14 protein-coding genes and 2 pseudogenes are annotated in these 16,045 nt (G+C 62.6%); 10 read left to right on the top strand and 6 right to left on the bottom strand.

Annotation, left to right across the window (positions count from 1 at the left end):
* Positions 1–21 precede the first annotated feature (21 nt).
* Entirely contained in the window at positions 22–243 is a 222-nt protein-coding gene (locus BF95_RS13520) for a hypothetical protein (protein ID WP_043151936.1), read from the bottom strand.
* Positions 244–385: 142 nt separating this feature from the next.
* Here BF95_RS13520 and rpmB point away from each other — a divergent pair, with 142 nt between their 5' ends.
* On the top strand, positions 386–679 hold the full coding sequence (gene rpmB, locus BF95_RS13515) for a 50S ribosomal protein L28 (protein ID WP_043151934.1): 294 nt from the start codon (positions 386–388) through the stop codon (positions 677–679).
* 184 nt (positions 680–863) lie between these two features.
* Here rpmB and BF95_RS13510 read toward each other — a convergent pair whose 3' ends face one another.
* A complete protein-coding gene (locus BF95_RS13510) occupies positions 864–1,847 on the bottom strand; it encodes an esterase-like activity of phytase family protein (RefSeq protein WP_043151980.1) in 984 nt (327 codons plus the stop codon).
* Positions 1,848–2,034: 187 nt separating this feature from the next.
* Between BF95_RS13510 and BF95_RS13505 the strand changes: the two genes are divergently transcribed.
* Positions 2,035–2,466 (top strand): glycine zipper 2TM domain-containing protein, encoded by a 432-nt coding sequence (locus BF95_RS13505; RefSeq protein ID WP_043151933.1) that lies wholly within the window; start codon positions 2,035–2,037, stop codon positions 2,464–2,466.
* Positions 2,467–2,523: 57 nt separating this feature from the next.
* Here BF95_RS13505 and BF95_RS13500 read toward each other — a convergent pair whose 3' ends face one another.
* Together BF95_RS13500 and BF95_RS13495 are read right to left on the bottom strand one after the other, a co-directional pair.
* On the bottom strand, positions 2,524–2,766 hold the full coding sequence (locus BF95_RS13500; protein ID WP_043151932.1) for a hypothetical protein: 243 nt from the start codon (positions 2,764–2,766) through the stop codon (positions 2,524–2,526).
* A gap of 81 nt (positions 2,767–2,847) precedes the next feature.
* Entirely contained in the window at positions 2,848–3,066 is a 219-nt protein-coding gene (locus BF95_RS13495; protein WP_043151931.1) for a hypothetical protein, read from the bottom strand.
* A 217-nt stretch (positions 3,067–3,283) separates the two neighbouring features.
* On the opposite strand from BF95_RS13495, the gene BF95_RS13490 reads away from it, so the two are divergent.
* From BF95_RS13490 to metH, 4 genes are all read left to right on the top strand, one after another.
* Positions 3,284–4,255 carry an ArsR/SmtB family transcription factor gene (locus tag BF95_RS13490; RefSeq protein ID WP_043151979.1) on the top strand — a complete coding sequence of 324 codons (972 nt, stop codon included), beginning with the start codon at positions 3,284–3,286 and terminating at the stop codon, positions 4,253–4,255.
* Positions 4,252–5,157, top strand: coding sequence for a methylenetetrahydrofolate reductase (metF, locus tag BF95_RS13485; protein ID WP_043151929.1), 906 nt, complete (start codon positions 4,252–4,254; stop codon positions 5,155–5,157). Before BF95_RS13490 ends, metF begins: the two co-directional genes overlap by 4 nt.
* 99 nt (positions 5,158–5,256) lie before the next feature.
* Positions 5,257–6,303: a homocysteine S-methyltransferase family protein gene (locus tag BF95_RS13480; RefSeq protein WP_043151928.1), complete on the top strand. Its 1,047-nt coding sequence runs from the start codon at positions 5,257–5,259 to the stop codon at positions 6,301–6,303.
* Positions 6,304–6,439: 136 nt separating this feature from the next.
* The gene (gene metH / locus BF95_RS13475; RefSeq protein ID WP_043151927.1) at positions 6,440–9,040 is read left to right on the top strand and encodes a methionine synthase; all 2,601 of its coding nucleotides are present in this window, start codon (positions 6,440–6,442) and stop codon (positions 9,038–9,040) included.
* A gap of 663 nt (positions 9,041–9,703) precedes the next feature.
* On the opposite strand, the gene BF95_RS13470 is transcribed toward metH, so the two are convergent.
* Positions 9,704–10,636, bottom strand: coding sequence for a hypothetical protein (locus BF95_RS13470; protein WP_043151926.1), 933 nt, complete (start codon positions 10,634–10,636; stop codon positions 9,704–9,706).
* Positions 10,637–10,805: 169 nt separating this feature from the next.
* Here BF95_RS13470 and BF95_RS13465 point away from each other — a divergent pair, with 169 nt between their 5' ends.
* The 3 genes and pseudogenes from BF95_RS13465 to BF95_RS13455 all read left to right on the top strand — a co-directional run bounded on the left by BF95_RS13465 (position 10,806) and on the right by BF95_RS13455 (position 12,676).
* A complete protein-coding gene (locus BF95_RS13465; RefSeq protein ID WP_043151923.1) occupies positions 10,806–11,108 on the top strand; it encodes a hypothetical protein in 303 nt (100 codons plus the stop codon).
* Between the two features lie 300 nt (positions 11,109–11,408).
* A pseudogene (locus tag BF95_RS13460) lies at positions 11,409–12,346 on the top strand (right-handed parallel beta-helix repeat-containing protein).
* 135 nt (positions 12,347–12,481) lie between these two features.
* Positions 12,482–12,676: a hypothetical protein gene (locus tag BF95_RS13455; RefSeq protein WP_043151921.1), complete on the top strand. Its 195-nt coding sequence runs from the start codon at positions 12,482–12,484 to the stop codon at positions 12,674–12,676.
* On the opposite strand, the gene BF95_RS13450 is transcribed toward BF95_RS13455, so the two are convergent.
* Positions 12,673–14,061 (bottom strand): helix-turn-helix domain-containing protein, encoded by a 1,389-nt coding sequence (locus tag BF95_RS13450; RefSeq protein ID WP_043151919.1) that lies wholly within the window; start codon positions 14,059–14,061, stop codon positions 12,673–12,675. The two genes, BF95_RS13455 and BF95_RS13450, sit on opposite strands and share 4 nt — an antisense overlap.
* Positions 14,062–14,203: 142 nt before the next feature.
* Here BF95_RS13450 and BF95_RS13445 point away from each other — a divergent pair.
* A pseudogene (locus BF95_RS13445) lies at positions 14,204–15,798 on the top strand (isocitrate lyase).
* The last annotated feature ends 247 nt before the right edge of the window (positions 15,799–16,045 follow it).

Here is a 16,045-nt window from a genome sequence, read left to right as displayed (position 1 = left end):
TCAAGCAGGGGAGGGGAAGAATCAGGGCTTCTTGACGTCCACAGTCGGCACTTCGACGGTTTCGGTGCGGCTGCCGACATCGACCTTGGCGACATTGGCCTCATATTTGGGCAGCGTGCCTTCCTTGACCGCGATTTGCGGCAATTGGCCGTCGCGGGTCTTTTGCAGGTCGATAAAGCCCGTGGCGATGCCCCCGGCCAGGACCAACAGGATAATGACGAGTAGACCACCAATGAATCGCATTTCGACCTCCCTTAGGATAACAACGGCTCAACGCAGGGTCGGCCCAAAGGGTTGCATGGTGCGCGCGCGGGTTGACGGGACGAGAGAATCCCATTATCGGCGCGACTTTCCGAACGAACCCGAATTACAAGGTTGATTGACTATGTCGCGCATTTGCGAGCTGACCGGCAAGGGTCGCCAGGTGGGTCACAATGTTTCCCACGCTAATAACAAGACCAAGCGGGTATTCCTGCCCAATCTGCAGAATGTTTCGCTGATCTCCGAAACACTGGAATCCAGCGTCAAGCTGCGCGTGTCGACCCATGGTCTGCGTTCGGTCGAACATAATGGCGGCCTGGACAACTGGCTGGTCAAGACCAGCGACGACAAGCTGTCGCTCAAGGCTCGTCGCCTCAAGCGCGATATCGTCAAGAAGCAGGCTGCCACCGCCGCCTGATTTCCGCGATTCGTTTCGGCATAAGAAGCGGCCCCGCAACGGGCCGCTTTTTTGCGTTCGAATTGGGCGCAGGATGGCCCGCGAACTGCGCTTTGATCCGTTCGTTTCGAGCGAAGTCGAGAAACGGGGCGCACAGGTTTCTCGACCTCGCTCGAAACGAACGGAGGTTGGAGCAGGTGAGAGGTCAATTCAGCCCGAACTTCAGCAACAACGTCCGCTGGAAAAATTCGTGATTGTCGTCGGAGATTACCCACAGGATCGTCCGTCCGCCTTCGCGACTGACCGCTATCCCCTCGAAATTGTCCGCCAGCAGCGGCGGCGCGAGGCGCGCTAAGGTGCGGGCCTTGAGCGTCATGCCCGGCTCCAGCGTCGGCGGCAGGTCGACGATGGCAATGGTGGCGGTGAAGAGGTTTTGCAGCGTGAGGCGGCGATTGACCACGAGCAACCGCCGCGCGTCCAGCGCCACCGCATCGGTCGGGCGGTATCCCTGCGGCGGTGTATAGCGCAGCGCAATGGGGGCAGGCGTTCCGATATCGGCCGGATCGTCCGCAAACAACAGCGCCTGATGCTGTCCGTCGGGCGTCATGCCCATTTCGGCAATCGCGATGAACCGGCCATCGGGCAGGCGGGCGAGCGATTCGATCGATCCGGTGTCGGGCCACCCCATAATGGCGGGCCAGGTGCGGCACGCCTCCACGCGCGCAAAGCCGGGCGCATAGCGGCAGATCGACTGTTGCAGTTCAAACCCCACCCAATGGCGGTCGGTCGCCGGATCATGGGCCAGGGCTTCGGAATCCCATGCCCACCAGGGCAGATGCCGGTCCTTGGGGCGCACCGGTAGCGGGGCGATGAACGGCCGCCGTGCCGCTTCGCCCGGCCCGACATGAAAGCCCGTCAATATGCCGGAATCGCTGAGCGCCAAAATGTCGCCCGCGCCCGTCGCGCGCAACGCGGAGATGCCGCCAAAGCCTGGATTGCCACTGCGCAATTCCCAACCGCCCAGATAATCCAATGTCCCCACCCGCCGCAATGCAGGGTCGATGCTGCTGAGCGGCAGGGCGCGTGCCGATACCAGCAAAGCCCCTGCCTGCACGGCCTTTGGCTTGCTGGGATGCGGGGCTGGCAACAGCAGGACGGCCAGCGTCAGCACGATCAGGATTCGCGTCATGCCGCCCGCCATAGCCGCTCCGGCGACTAAGCGCAGCAGGCCAATGCCAAGCCGAGGTCAGGTGAACGGCGGCTGTCAGCGCCATTCAGGGATGGCTCAAACCGAATCGGCCATAAAGACGTCAATCGATGGGCAATCCCGTAACTGGACGTCGCCTTTTGATGCTGACACAGGAAGGAGAAGCGCGATGAAGATGAAGTTTCTGGTGAATTTGGGCGCAGCCCTGGCGATGGGTGCGGCTTCCCTCGCGGTAACCGCCACGCCGGCGATGGCGCAAAATGGCTATTATCGCGGTTACGACCGTGGCGGCTATGATCGCGGCGATTATTATCGTGGCGGGGATCGTGGGTTCCGCGACAACCGTGGCTATCGCGGCAACCGCAACCAATATTATCGTGGCGACCGTTACTATCGCAACAATGGCTATCGCGGCGGTTATCGCTGCCGGGACAATGGCACGGGCGGCACCATCATCGGCGCGATCGCCGGTGGCCTGCTTGGCAACGAAGTCGGCAAGGGCTCGGGTCGCTATGGCCGTCGCGGTGACGGCACGACCGGCGCGATCATCGGTGCAGGCGTCGGCGCACTGGCCGGCCGGGCGATCGACCGCAACTGCTGAGCCAGTCGCTCGAAGCGAAACAGAAATAGGGCCGCGCCGTAAGGATGCGGCCCTTTTTCATGGCGCAGGGGGCTCCGTCGGGGCCACGCGGTTACGATAAGCGCGCGCGGCCGTCGTAGCGGCCGGGTTGAGACCTGCGTCGCCCACTTGTGCCGCGCCGGACCGTGCGTCCAGCATGGCGGCGGCATCGTTGAGCGCTTCCGCCTCGCTGGCGCTGACCCCGCCAACGCCGTCTTCGGAGGCCGAGCCGCAGCCGCCCAATAGCATCAGGCCGATCAAAAGGCCGTTCAAACGGGCCATTCTCTGCTCCTCATACGGAAAAGGGGCCGCGCCGTTGCCGGTGCGACCCCCAATCACATAGTTCAACGAACTGGCGGGTTCTTACATCGCGTTGGCGACGTCGTTGGTGGCGTTCGACGCCGCGTTGGCGGCCGCGTCGGCAGAATTCATCGCCGCGTTCATGGCGTTGTCGGCAGCGTTCGATGCGTTCTCGGCCGAGTTGGCAGCCGCGTTGGCGGTGTTCTCGGTTTCGGCGCCCGAGCAGGCAGCCAGGCCGAGCGAAGCGGCAAGAACGAGCGAAAGAGCGATAGACTTGGTCATGGGTAAAAACCCCTCTCTGAGAAAAAAACGGTGCAGACCACTCTCGGAGAAAAGCTCACCCCCCATTGCGCCTGCGGGGCGATTCGTAATGCCTTGGGCAGGGCAAGGCAATCCCATTCATGCAACAGCAAGGCGATAGGCCCCTGCTTTTGCCGGTCAAATGCCCAAAAACCGAGAATTGTTGACGCATATAAAGATTTCTTTATATGATGGGTTCATGGCCGCTTCACTCGACATTTTCCGTGCCCTTGGCGATCCCACACGGTTGCGGATCATCCATTTGTTGCGCGCGATGGAATTGGCCGTCGGCGAAATCGCGCAGGTGGTGGGGCAAAGCCAGCCGCGCGTGTCGCGCCATGTCCGCATCCTCGCCGAAGCGGGTCTGGTCGAACGGCGCAAGGAAGGCAATTGGGTGTTCCTGCGTCTGGGCAAGGGCGATGGCCTTGCCCCGTTCATCGCCCTGTTCGATCATCTGACGCCATCCGACACGGAAAAATTATGGCAGCAGGCTGATCTGGCGCGGCTCGCCGCCGTGCGCGCCGACCGGGCGCGCGCGGCCGAAAGCTATTTCGCCGACCATGCCGAGGAATGGGATGCGATCCGGTCGCTCCATGTTGCCGAAGTGCAGGTGGAAACGGCGATGACCGCGCTGCTGGCCAGCGCCCCGATCGGCCATCTGCTCGACGTCGGCACTGGCACCGGGCGGATGGTCGAACTGTTCGGCCCGGCCGCGCGCGCCGTGACGGCGATTGATCGCAGCCCGGACATGCTGCGGCTGGCGCGCGCGAAGCTACCCGAAGATGCAGGCGATAAATATGCGCTGCTGCTGGGTGATTTCCTGGACCTGCCGCTGGAAGCGGGCAGCGTGGATACCGTCGTGCTGCATCAGGTTCTCCATTATGCGCAAGCGCCGGAACAGGTGATCGCCGAAGCGGCGCGCGTGACTGCACTGGACGGCCGCGTGCTGATCGCCGACTTCGCCCCCCATGAGCGCGAGGAATTGCGGTTGCGCGATCAGCACGCACGCCTCGGCTTTTCCGACGATCAGATCGACGGCTGGTTCGCGGCGGCAGGGCTGGCGCTGGAACGGGTGGAAACTTTGCCCGGCCAGGAACTGACGGTGCAACTCTGGCTGGGACGGCGCAAGGGCGCCCGCATCCTGCCCATCGAAGGACGGATTTCCGCATGACCCTGAACGATCCTGTCGCCCCGCTTTACGCGGATCTTGCAGGCGACTGCCATGTCAGCTTCGAATTCTTCCCGCCCAAGTCGGAAAAGATGGAAGCACAGCTCTGGTCCGCGATCGAGACCTTGACGCCGCTCGCGCCCAAATTCGTGTCCGTAACCTATGGCGCGGGCGGCTCGACCCGCGAACGCACCCACAACACGGTGGCGCGGATCGCCAGGGAAACGCCGCTCGCCGCTGCCGCCCACCTGACCTGCGTCGGCGCGAGCAAGGCCGAGATCGGCGAGATCGCTGATGCCTATTGGGACGCGGGCGTGCGCCACATCGTCGCACTGCGCGGCGATCCACCCGAAGTCGGTGGCAGTTTCGAACCGCACCCGGACGGCTATAAGGGCGCGGCCGAACTGGTCGAAGGGCTGGCGCAGCGCCACCCGTTCGAAATCTCAGTGTCTGCCTATCCCGAAGTCCATCCTGAAGCGGCCAGCGCGCAGAGCGACCTCGACAATTTGAAGCGCAAGCTGGACGCCGGGGCGATCCGCGCGATCACCCAATTCTTCTTCACCCCCGACGCCTATTTCCGCTTCCTCGACAAGACATTGGCGGCCGGCATCACCGCCGACATCGTGCCGGGCATCATGCCGGTCAGCAATTTCGCCGCTACCCAGCGGATGGCGGCGATGTGCAATACGCAGGTGCCCAACTGGATGGCCCGCCTGTTCGAGGGACTGGACGATCACCCCGCCTCGCGCCAACTGGTATCGGCAACGATCGCGGCGGAACTGTGCCAGAAACTCTATACAGGCGGCGTGCGCGACTTTCATTTCTACACGCTCAACCGTTCGGAATTGAGCTTTGCCATCTGCCATTTGCTGGGGCTGCGGGCGAAGCCAGCGGCGAACGCTTAGATATTTCACCACTCCCTCCGTTCGGTTCGAGCTTGTCGAGAACTGGTTGCGTGGGGGTTCTCGACAGGCTCGAACCGAACGGTACGAGAGGACATGATTATGACGGCCGAAGCACAATTACGCGCCCTGGCGGCGGACAAGATCCTGATCTTCGACGGCGGCTATGGCACGTCGATCCAGAAGCATGGCCTGACCGAAGCCGATTATCGCGGCGACCTCGATTTGCCCAAGGATCAGAAGGGCAATAACGACCTGCTGTGCCTGACCCGGCCGGACATCGTGCAGGGCATCCATGCCGCCTATCTGGCGGCGGGCGCGGACATGATCGAAACCAACACCTTCTCGTCCACCAAGATCGCGATGGCCGATTATGGCTGCGAACATCTGGTGTGGGACATCAATATCGCAGCCGCCAAGCTGGCGCGCAGCGCCTGCGACGCGGCGACGGCGGCGGATGGCAAGCCCCGCTTCGTATGCGGCTCGATCGGGCCGACCAACAAGACGTTGTCCATCTCGCCCGACGTCAACGATCCCGCCTATCGCGAAGTCGATTATGATACGCTGAAAGCCGACTATCGCGAACAATGCGAAGCGCTGATCGCGGGCGGCGTGGATTTCCTGCTGGTCGAAACCTGCTTCGACACGTTGAATGCCAAGGCCGCAGGCATGGCCGCGCGCGAGGCGGAGGAAGCGGCGGGCCGCCCGGTCCCGCTGATGCTCAGCTTCACCATCACCGACATGTCGGGCCGCAACCTGTCGGGCCACACCATCAACGCCTTCTGGTATTCGATGCGCCATTTAAAGCCGCTGACCATCGGCGTGAACTGCGCGTTCGGCGCGGACCTGCTGCGCCCCTATCTCGCCGACCTGTCGAAAAATGCCGACACGCTGATCCTGGCCTATCCCAATGCAGGCCTGCCCAACGAACTCGGCCAATATGACGAACTGCCCGAAACCACCGCGAAACTGATCCGCCAGTGGGTGGACGAAGGGCTGGTCAACATGGTCGGCGGCTGCTGCGGCACGACCCCTGAGCATATCGGCGCAGTAGCCAGGGCGCTGGCGGGCGAAAAGCCCCGCATGGTGCCAAAGCTGGAAGTCGTCACGCGCCTCGCCGGCCTCGAACCCATGCACATCGCCGCGTAATGGCAAGGAGGAAACACCTCCCCCCGTTCGCCCTGAGCCTGTCGAAGGGCTCCACCGAACATAGTGAGGTGTCTTCGCCTCCGCTCAGACAAGGGCTTCGACTTCGCTCAGCCCGAACGGAATTGAGATCGACCAGATGACCCAGAAATCCACCGCCACCTTCGTCAATATCGGCGAACGCACCAACGTCACGGGCTCGGCCAAGTTCAAGAAGCTGATCATGGCAGGCGACTATGCCGCCGCGATCGACATTGCGCGCGAGCAGGTGGAAAATGGCGCGCAGATCGTCGACGTCAACATGGACGAGGGGCTGCTCGACGCGGTCGAGGCGATGACCACCTTCCTCAAGCTGATGACGTCAGAACCCGACATCAGCCGCGTCCCCGTCATGATCGACAGCTCCAAATGGGACGTCATCGAAGCGGGCCTCAAATGCGTCTCCGGCAAGCCGATCGTCAACTCGATCAGCATGAAGGAGGGCGAGGAGGCCTTCCTCTTCCACGCCCACAAATGCATGGCCTATGGCGCCGCCGTCGTGGTCATGGCCTTCGACGAAACCGGCCAGGCGGATACCAAGGCGCGCAAGGTTGAAATCTGCGCCCGCGCCTATGATCTGCTGATGGGCATCGGCTTCCCGCCCGAAGACATCATCTTCGACCCCAATATCTTCGCGGTGGCGACGGGGATCGAGGAGCATAATAATTACGGCCTGGACTTCATCGAAGCCTGCCGCGAGATCAAGGCGCGCTGCCCGCATGTCCATATCTCCGGCGGCCTGTCCAACTTCTCCTTCTCCTTCCGCGGCAACGAACCCGTCCGCCGCGCGATGCACAGCGTCTTCCTCTACCACGCCATCCCCGCCGGGCTCGACATGGCGATCGTCAACGCAGGCCAACTCGACGTCTATGACGCGATCGACCCCGCGCTGCGCACCGCCTGCGAGGACGTGCTCCTCAACCGCGATCCCGAAGCGGGCGACCGCCTCGTCACCCTCGCCGAAAGCTATCGCGGCAAGGACGCGGCAGTCGAAAAGGCCGCGCAGGAGTGGCGCAGCTGGCCCGTCGCCCGTCGCCTCGAACATGCCCTCGTCAAGGGCATCGACATGTATGTGGTGGAGGATACGGAGGAATGCCGCCTCACCGCCGCCCGCCCGATCGAAGTGATCGAAGGCCCGTTGATGGACGGCATGAACGTCGTCGGCGACCTGTTCGGCGCGGGCAAGATGTTCCTGCCCCAGGTCGTCAAATCCGCCCGCGTCATGAAGAAGGCGGTCGCCCACCTGCTCCCCTATATCGAGGCCGCCAAGGAACCCGGCGCCAAGGGCAAGGGCAAGATCATCATGGCCACGGTCAAGGGCGACGTCCACGACATCGGCAAGAATATCGTCGGCGTCGTGCTACAATGCAACGGCTTCGACGTGATCGACATGGGCGTGATGGTCCCCTGGCAGGACATCATCAAGGCCGCGAACGAGAATGACGCCGACATGATCGGCCTGTCGGGCCTCATCACCCCCTCGCTCGACGAGATGGTGACGGTGGCGACCGAAATGCAGCGCGCGGGCATGACCATGCCACTACTGATCGGCGGCGCGACCACCTCGCGCGTCCACACCGCGCTGCGCATCGACCCGGCCTTCACCGGCCCGGTCGTGCATGTGCTCGACGCCAGCCGCGCGGTCGGCGTCGCCACCGCCCTGGTGTCAGACACGCAAAAGACCGATTTCGTCCAGAAGACCAAGGATGATTATGAGCATGTCCGCGTCGCCCGCGCCAACAAGGGGCAAAGCGCTCTCGTCAGCATCGAGGACGCCCGCGCCAACGCCTTCGAAATCGACGAAAGCCTCAAGGCCCCGCGGCCGCGCCTGCCCGGCGTCCATCGCTTCCCCGACTGGGATCTGAAGGATCTGGTCCACTATATCGACTGGACGCCCTTCTTCCGCGCCTGGGAACTGGCGGGCAATTATCCCGCCATCCTGACCGACGAGGTCGTCGGCGAAAGCGCTTCAAGCCTGTTCGCCGATGCGCAGGCGATGCTCGACAAAATAGTCAACGAAAAATGGCTGACCGCGCGCGGCGTCGCGGGCTTGTGGCCCTGCCGCCGTCAGGGCGACGACATCATCGTCCATGTCGAGGATGAGAAACACTATACCCTCCCCATGCTGCGCCAGCAGATCCAGAAGCGCGAAGGCCGCGCCAATATGTGCCTCGCCGATTTCATCAGCCATGATGGCGACTGGATGGGCGGCTTTGCGGTCGGCATCCACGGCATCGAACCGCATCTGGCCCGCTTCAAGGCCGCGATCGACGATTATTCCGACATCCTCCTGAAAGCCCTGGCCGACCGTCTGGCCGAAGCCTTCGCCGAACGCCTCCACCATTATGTCCGCACCGCGCTTTGGGGCTATGCCGAGGGCGAGCAGCTGACCAACGAAGCGCTTATCAAGGAACAGTATCGCGGTATCCGCCCCGCACCCGGCTATCCCGCCTGTCCCGAACATAGCCTCAAGACGATCCTGTTCGAGATGCTCGACGCCCATCACGCGACCGGCATCACCCTGACCGAGAGCTTCGCCATGCTCCCCACGGCCGCCGTCAGCGGCTTCTATTTCGGCCACGCCCAATCCGAATATTTCGGCGTCGCCCGCGTCGGCCGCGACCAGTTGGAGGAATATGCCGGACGGCGCGGCATCGATATCGACACGGCGGAACGGTATTTGCGGCCAAATCTGGATTAAGCGCCCCGAAACAGACGCTTGTTACGGTCAGCGCACTATCTTACACGGTCCCCGCGCCGATGACATGCATCGGCACGGGGGGGATTATTCACGAAACCGATTGCCATCATCCTGGGCGCCTGCGCCCTGTTTCTCGCCGCGCCCGCCATCGCCGGGGACCAGAACTTCACCCTGTTCAACAAGACCGGCAACGACATCGCCGAAGTTTATGTCTCGCCCGCCTCGGCCAAGGCCTGGGGCGACGACGTGATGGAAGACGAAGTGCTGGAAGACACCGCCTCGGTCCCATCACCTTCAACGCCAAGAACGCCGTCTGCAACTACGACCTCAAAGTCATCTTCACCGATGGCGACGAAGCCCAGTGGACCAATTTGACCTCTGCACGATCAGCAAAATCCAGATCTTCTGGAACGCCAAGACGCAGAAGGCGACGGCTAAGTGGGAGTGAGCGGAACAGTTCGGTAGGGAGCGGTTGGCGTTGGTGGTTTATCCTCCTTGGTGTGCGGCAGCGCGGATGCACTTTGCTCGTCCCGCCCGTTGCGGAGAGGCGCTAGCGCTCAGGCCTTTCTGCCACTCTCTACCGTCATGCTGAACTTGTTTCAGCATCCATCGTGCGCCCAAAGCCGCGGCTTGTAGGTGCCGATCTGTCGGCTTCTACATAGCTCATAAATCGAAGATTGAGGTCATCAGGGTAGTATCATAGCGCTTGTCGAGTTGCGCCTGCCGCGCAAGATTCACGAATTGCTTTTCCGCGACGACTACGTCTGCCAGCGGGAGGGCGGTCATAAAAGCCATCATGTCTCGCAGGTCGTTCTCGGAAATAGTTCTGGCTTGATCCTCAAGTCGGACAACCAACTCACGCTCGACGTTGAACACTGGGATATCTACAATCATACTACGCACTAGCGAAGATCCGATGTCGCTGACGGTTGACCAAGCAAGACCAAGAAGACGCGCCGTCGCCAAAATGAAGTCTAGCTCGTTAATGATCATCCTAGCGGCGTACGCTCGCTTTCTCAATGCGAGCGTTTCATTTGCTACAATACCGCGTCGGACCTCAATAAGGGCGAGGAGGTCAGCGGAGCCTCGGCTGTAGCGCTTTACGGCTTCAAGCCGCATCGCTTCGTCGTTGAACGCGAGATAGTCGAACATCGCGCGTGCTGGGTCTTTCCTAATAAATTCAATCACCCGATCTGAAATCTCGAACCCATAGCGATCTGGAGAATAGTCTCCGGCCGATTCAAACCACAAATCGGAAATAAACCAATATGGCGGTAGCTTTTTCTTCGGTATCGAGCATTTATCGGCGATATAGGCCGAAAGCGTTTCCGCAAGAATCCGGCGTCGATCGCGAAACACAGTGCCACCGCTAATTAGTGCTTGCACTCGCGCCATGTTAGCACGCCGATACGGGACATTGATTTTCGAGGTCTCGTAGAGATTGGTGAAGGTCAGCGGAACGACGATATGGTTGCGCTGAACCGTTTCCACTACCTTGGTAAGAGTGGCGTGCTCTCTAGGATATCGTACCTTATCCCACGATCCACGCGCGAGGCTTACCCAGGCGTTCTGATCGAGATATACGATCTGGGTCATAGCTATTCACTAACTGCTCTTGGGCTGTAAATTGATTGAACGTCCGTTCGCGAGTGTACCGCAATTAGCCTTGAAAGACTTATAAGCGCCAAGCCAGACATTCCAACGTTTACTTTGCTACCCAAAACCCCCCTTCCAAAATAGGAAATCCTCTGGTCTATCCTCATAGATGGACCAGCACACCACCCCTCATCCGCCCGCGCCCGCCGCGCCCGCCGCGCCCGCCTCCACCGATCGCGCCCGTTGGACGCCGGACAAGCAGCGGCTTTTCCTCGCCACGCTGCTCGCCACCGGCAATGTCACGCACGCCGCCCGCAATGCAGGCATGTCGCGCGCCAGTGCGCATCGGTTGCGGCAGCGCCTCGCGGGCACGCCGTTCGACCGAACCTGGGAGCGCGCGCTGGCGCTTCATGCGCAAAGCCTGGCCGATCCCTTCGCCCCGCAACCCGCCCCCAGGGCGGCGCGTCGCTGACGCGTGGGTGGCGCGTCTCTGTCGCGTCATTGTGACCCAACAGGCGCGTCACTGTCGCGTCGCGGCGGCTTTACCGGCACTTTACGCCCAGATTCGGCCGAAAATACGGTGCTGCAACGGTGTGAACTTCCCCGCCGTCGCGTGGCTGTGACTCTGATGGGCGCGCGGACGGGCAGGGGACCGGCAACCACCACCCCCGCTCGCAACCTTTGCCCTCCCATCTGTCCCATAGCGGGGCAGCGCGCCATTAACCCCCTTCTCACCTTGGTCGGCGCGTCGCCCGCGCCTATCGTGCGCGCCATGCGCATCATGTCCACCAGCCTGCTCGTCTCGCTCGCCATCGCCTCGACCGCGCTGGCACAGGGCAATCCCGCCCCTTTCACGCTCGCCGAATCGGGCCGCGCCTTCGGGTCGCTGGCCGATGCGCTGAGCGCGATCGGCGACGGGCGCGGCACGGTGGTGGTGGCGCCGGGCACCTATCGCCAATGCGCGGTGCAGCAGGGCGGCGACGTCACCATCCGCGCCGCGACGCCGGGCAGTGTCATCTTCGACGGCGTGCCGTGCGAGGGCAAGGGCGCGTTCGTGCTGCGCGGCCGGGCGAGCGTGGTCGATGGCATCATCTTCCAGAATATCCGCGTGCCCGACGGCAATGGCGCGGGCATCCGCCTCGAAAGCGGCACTCTCACCGTCCGCAACAGCCTGTTCCGCAAAAGCGAGGAAGGGATTTTGACTGGCGATTATAACGGTGGCCAGGTCAGCATCGACAAGTCGACCTTCCGGCACCTCGGCCGCTGCGACCGCGATCTGGATTGCGCGCACGGCCTCTATATCGGGCGGCTGGACAGCCTGACCGTCACCAACAGCCGCTTCGACCTGGGCGATGGCGGCCATTATCTGAAAACCCGCACCGCCCGCGTCACCATCACCGGCAACAGTTTTGACGACAGCGGCGGCACACTGACCAACTATATGATCGACCTATCCAACGGCGCGAGCGGCCTCATCCGTGGCAATGAAATGGTGCAGGGTAAGGACAAGGATAACTGGTCCGCTTTCATCACCATCGCCCCCGAAGGCCGCGAACATGACAGCAGCGGCTGGTAATCGAGGGCAATAAAGCCGGTTTCGTGCCGGGCCTGGAACGCGGCTCCACCTTCGTCGCCAACTTCACCGACGACGCGGTGAAGATCGGCGCGAACGAACTGGCGCCATCCATGAAAGTGAAGGACCGGCGGTAAGAGTTTTCCCAACCTCCGTTCGGGCTGAGCCTGTCGAAGCCTTGTCCTTCTCGGGCAGAAGGACGGCCCTTCGACAAGCTCAGGGCGAACGGGACAGGGGTTGTCTTGAAGAACCGATCGTCGGATACTGGCACGATGCGCAGCACCTATGACGATGCCACCGTCCGCCTCTATCATCTGGGCGATGACGGCGCGGCCATGACCATTATGTATGGGCCATTGAGCCAGGCGCTCCACGTCGCGGACCAGCAGCCGACGGAGATGCAGGATGGCCTGTATCTGGCGACCGACAATGATGTGGTCGCCTATCTGGATTTGATCGACGGCTAACCATCGGCAAAGCCGAACGGCGCGCGCGTCCCGCGATAATCGTCGGGCAGCATGTCCCGGCCGATCGGCGGGGCGGAGCGGGCGAGGCAGTGGGGCCGATGGCACAGGCGGCAGGTAACGCCGATGGGGGTCGGGTCCGGGGACGGGTTGCCCTGGGTGTAGATCAGGCGATGGGCATGGTCCGCGGCGCAGCAGAGTGCGATGGCGCGGTCGACCTTGGGGGATTCCCAACCACCGCCGCCCGCCGTGACCGTGCGCGCGATCGAGAAGAAACGCTGGCCATCGGGCAGTTCGAGCCATTGGGTGACGACCTGTCGGGGCGTCTCGAAGACGCGATGCACCGACCACAGCGGGCAGGAGCCGCCATGCCGGGCAAAGGGGAAGCCCGCGCCGTCGAGCCGCTTGGAGACATTGCCCGCCGGGTCGACGCGGAGGAAGAAGAAGGGGACGCGCTCCTGTCCCGGTTTTTGCAGGGTGGTGAGGCGGTGGGCGACCTGCTCGAAACTGGTGCCGAACTGGCGGGCGAGCGCCTCGACATCATAGCGGCGCGCCTCGACCGCTTTGGCAAAGGCGGCGTAGGGCATCAGGATCGCCGCGGCCCCATAGTTGGCGAGCGCGCGGCGGGCGAGGCGACGGCTGCTTTCATTGGCGAACTGGCCGTCCTTGAGGATGGCGTCGAAGGCCTTGCGCATTTCCAGATAAGCGATCTGGAGCGCGAGCTGGAATTGGGCGCTGGCGGTGTCGAGCGTGTCGTCGAGGAGGATCGCATCGCGGTGGCGATCGTAGCGGCGCAGCGAGCCTGCCATCACGTCGGAAGGCAGGCGGCGGACGCGGAGGCTATGCCGGGCGCGCAGCCAGCCGACAAGGCCGCCTTCCGTCTCGGCATCGGCGGCGAGTTTTTCGGCGATGTCGTCCAGCATCGGAAAGCTGTTGCGGCGGGCGGCGAGGAAGCGGCGCGATTCGGCGACCGGATCGGGCGCGTCATCGGGGGCGACGCCCTGGTCGGCGAGCGCCAGATGCTCTTCACGATAGCTGGTGTAGAGGCGCAGCAGGGCTTCGGTGACACCGGGATAATTGACCGCGACGTCGCCGGTGGCGAGGGCAGGCAGGTCGAGGTCGGCGAACATCGGGTCTTTGAGGACGGCGTGAAGCCGTGCGGTCTGTTCGGTGCCGCCGTCGCCAGCGACCTCCGCCATGTCGAGCTTGTAGGTGCGCGCGAGGCGCAGGAGCATGTCGGCGGTCAGCGGCCGCTGGTTGCGTTCGAGCAGCGCGACATAGGAGGGAGAAATGTCGAGATCGGCCGCCATGTCGGCCTGGGTAAGGCCAAGGTCACGGCGAAGCCGCCGCAGGCGCGGCCCCATATAGACCGGGCTGTCTTTACGCATCGGCTCGACTCCTGTGCAGGCTTTACAACTTTACAGCAGATTTTTGTAAAGATCGACAACTGAACTTCACAAGGGCTGCCCCGCCGTGCGGGCGGGGGGTAGAGGCTGTGCATCAAGCCCATAGCTCACGAGGGAACGGCCCATGTCCTACCAGGAAAATATCGCAAAGGCGCAGGCGTTGATCGGCAGCATCCCGGCACATGGGATGGCATCAATGCGGAATCGGTTGCGCGCATGCAATTGCAGAACCGGTTCAACACGGGTCTCGACATTGCCAAATATACGGCGGGCATCATGCGCCGCGACATGGCCGCCTATGACGCCGACCCGGCCAACTATACCCAGTCGCTGGGTTGCTGGCACGGTTTCATCGGCCAACAGAAGATGATCGCGATCAAGAAGCATTTCGGCACGACCAAGCGCAAATATCTCTATCTGTCGGGCTGGATGGTCGCAGCGCTGCGCAGCGACTTCGGCCCGTTGCCCGACCAGTCGATGCATGAGAAGACCAGCGTTCCGGCGCTGATCGAAGAGCTTTACACCTTTCTGAAGCAAGCCGACGCCCGCGAATTGGGCATGTTGTTCCGCGACCTCGACGCGGCGCGCGCGGCCGGTGACGAGGTCAAGGCGCAGAAGGCGCAACATGCGATCGACAATTTCGAAACCCATGTCGTCCCGATCATCGCAGATATCGATGCGGGTTTCGGCAATGCGGAAGCGACCTATCTGCTCGCCAAGAAGATGATCGAGGCGGGGGCGTGCGCGCTCCAGATCGAGAATCAGGTGTCGGACGAAAAACAGTGCGGCCATCAGGACGGCAAGGTCACGGTGCCGCATGAGGACTTCCTCGCCAAGGTTCGTGCCTGCCGCTACGCCTTTCTGGAACTGGGCGTCGATGACGGCATCATCGTCACGCGGACGGACTCGCTGGGCGCTGGCCTGACCAAGCAGATTGCGGTCAGCAAAGAGCCGGGCGATATCGGTGATCAGTATAACAGCTTCCTCGATTGCGAGGAGATCGACCCGGCGACGGCGAAGAATGGCGACGTCATCCTGAACCGCGACGGCAAGCTGTTGCGCCCCAAGCGGTTGCCGAGCAATCTGTTCCAGTTCCGCGAAGGGACCGGGGCCGACCGCTGCGTGCTGGACTGCATCACGTCGTTGCAAAATGGCGCGGACCTGCTGTGGATCGAGACGGAGAAGCCGCATATCGAGCAGATCGCGTCGATGGTCGATCGCATCCGCGAGGTCATTCCCAACGCCAAGCTGGTCTATAATAATTCGCCCAGCTTCAACTGGACGCTGAATTTCCGTCAGCAGGTGTATGATGCGTGGGTCGATGCTGGCAAGGATGTCAGCGGCTATGACCGGGCGCGCCTGATGAGCGTCGATTATGATGCCACCGATCTGGGCCGGGAAGCCGACGACCGCATCCGCACCTTCCAGAAGGATGCGGCGGCGCGGGCGGGCATTTTCCATCACCTCATTACCCTGCCAACTTATCATACGGCGGCGCTCAGCACCGACAACCTGGCCAAGGACTATTTCGGAGAGGCCGGGATGCTGGGCTATGTCGAGGGCGTCCAGCGCAAGGAAATCCGTCAGGGCATCGCCTGCGTTAAGCATCAGAATATGTCGGGCAGCGACATTGGCGATGATCATAAGGAGTATTTCGCGGGCGAAGCGGCGCTCAAGGCCGGTGGCGCGCATAATACGATGAACCAGTTTGCGGCCTGACACTCTCTCGCGTGATTGCCGCAACGGCGGGCTTCATCTCCGACGCCCCGTTAGGGGGCGATGTTGGGAGATGGGTCCCCGCCTGCGCGGGGATGACGGCCGCTTTACGGGCCAGCTCACGGGGAATTCGACACTCCCTTCGCGGGTTTGGGTGGAAGGACTGGACGTCCGGCAGGAGACTGCCGGACCGTTTTTACGTTGAAATCCTCCCCTGGAAGGGGAGGGGGACCGCGCCCGAAGGGCGTGG

It is taken from the genome of Sphingobium sp. Ant17 (assembly GCF_000588875.1).
GTDB lineage: Bacteria > Pseudomonadota > Alphaproteobacteria > Sphingomonadales > Sphingomonadaceae > Sphingobium.
Note: the sequence above shows the minus strand (reverse complement) of the source record. Positions and strands in the feature narration are given on the sequence as shown.

Bases quoted from the DNA above. Each gene is read 5' to 3' on its own strand.
- BF95_RS13520 (WP_043151936.1), bottom strand. From the start codon at position 243: ATGCGATTCATTGGTGGTCTACTCGTCATTATCCTGTTGGTCCTGGCC.
- rpmB (WP_043151934.1), top strand. From the start codon at position 386: ATGTCGCGCATTTGCGAGCTGACCGGCAAGGGTCGCCAGGTGGGTCAC.
- BF95_RS13510 (WP_043151980.1), bottom strand. From the start codon at position 1,847: ATGACGCGAATCCTGATCGTGCTGACGCTGGCCGTCCTGCTGTTGCCA.
- BF95_RS13505 (WP_043151933.1), top strand. From the start codon at position 2,035: ATGAAGATGAAGTTTCTGGTGAATTTGGGCGCAGCCCTGGCGATGGGT.
- BF95_RS13500 (WP_043151932.1), bottom strand. From the start codon at position 2,766: ATGGCCCGTTTGAACGGCCTTTTGATCGGCCTGATGCTATTGGGCGGC.
- BF95_RS13495 (WP_043151931.1), bottom strand. From the start codon at position 3,066: ATGACCAAGTCTATCGCTCTTTCGCTCGTTCTTGCCGCTTCGCTCGGC.
- BF95_RS13490 (WP_043151979.1), top strand. From the start codon at position 3,284: ATGGCCGCTTCACTCGACATTTTCCGTGCCCTTGGCGATCCCACACGG.
- metF (WP_043151929.1), top strand. From the start codon at position 4,252: ATGACCCTGAACGATCCTGTCGCCCCGCTTTACGCGGATCTTGCAGGC.
- BF95_RS13480 (WP_043151928.1), top strand. From the start codon at position 5,257: ATGACGGCCGAAGCACAATTACGCGCCCTGGCGGCGGACAAGATCCTG.
- metH (WP_043151927.1), top strand. From the start codon at position 6,440: ATGACCCAGAAATCCACCGCCACCTTCGTCAATATCGGCGAACGCACC.
- BF95_RS13470 (WP_043151926.1), bottom strand. From the start codon at position 10,636: ATGACCCAGATCGTATATCTCGATCAGAACGCCTGGGTAAGCCTCGCG.
- BF95_RS13465 (WP_043151923.1), top strand. From the start codon at position 10,806: ATGGACCAGCACACCACCCCTCATCCGCCCGCGCCCGCCGCGCCCGCC.
- BF95_RS13455 (WP_043151921.1), top strand. From the start codon at position 12,482: ATGCGCAGCACCTATGACGATGCCACCGTCCGCCTCTATCATCTGGGC.
- BF95_RS13450 (WP_043151919.1), bottom strand. From the start codon at position 14,061: ATGCGTAAAGACAGCCCGGTCTATATGGGGCCGCGCCTGCGGCGGCTT.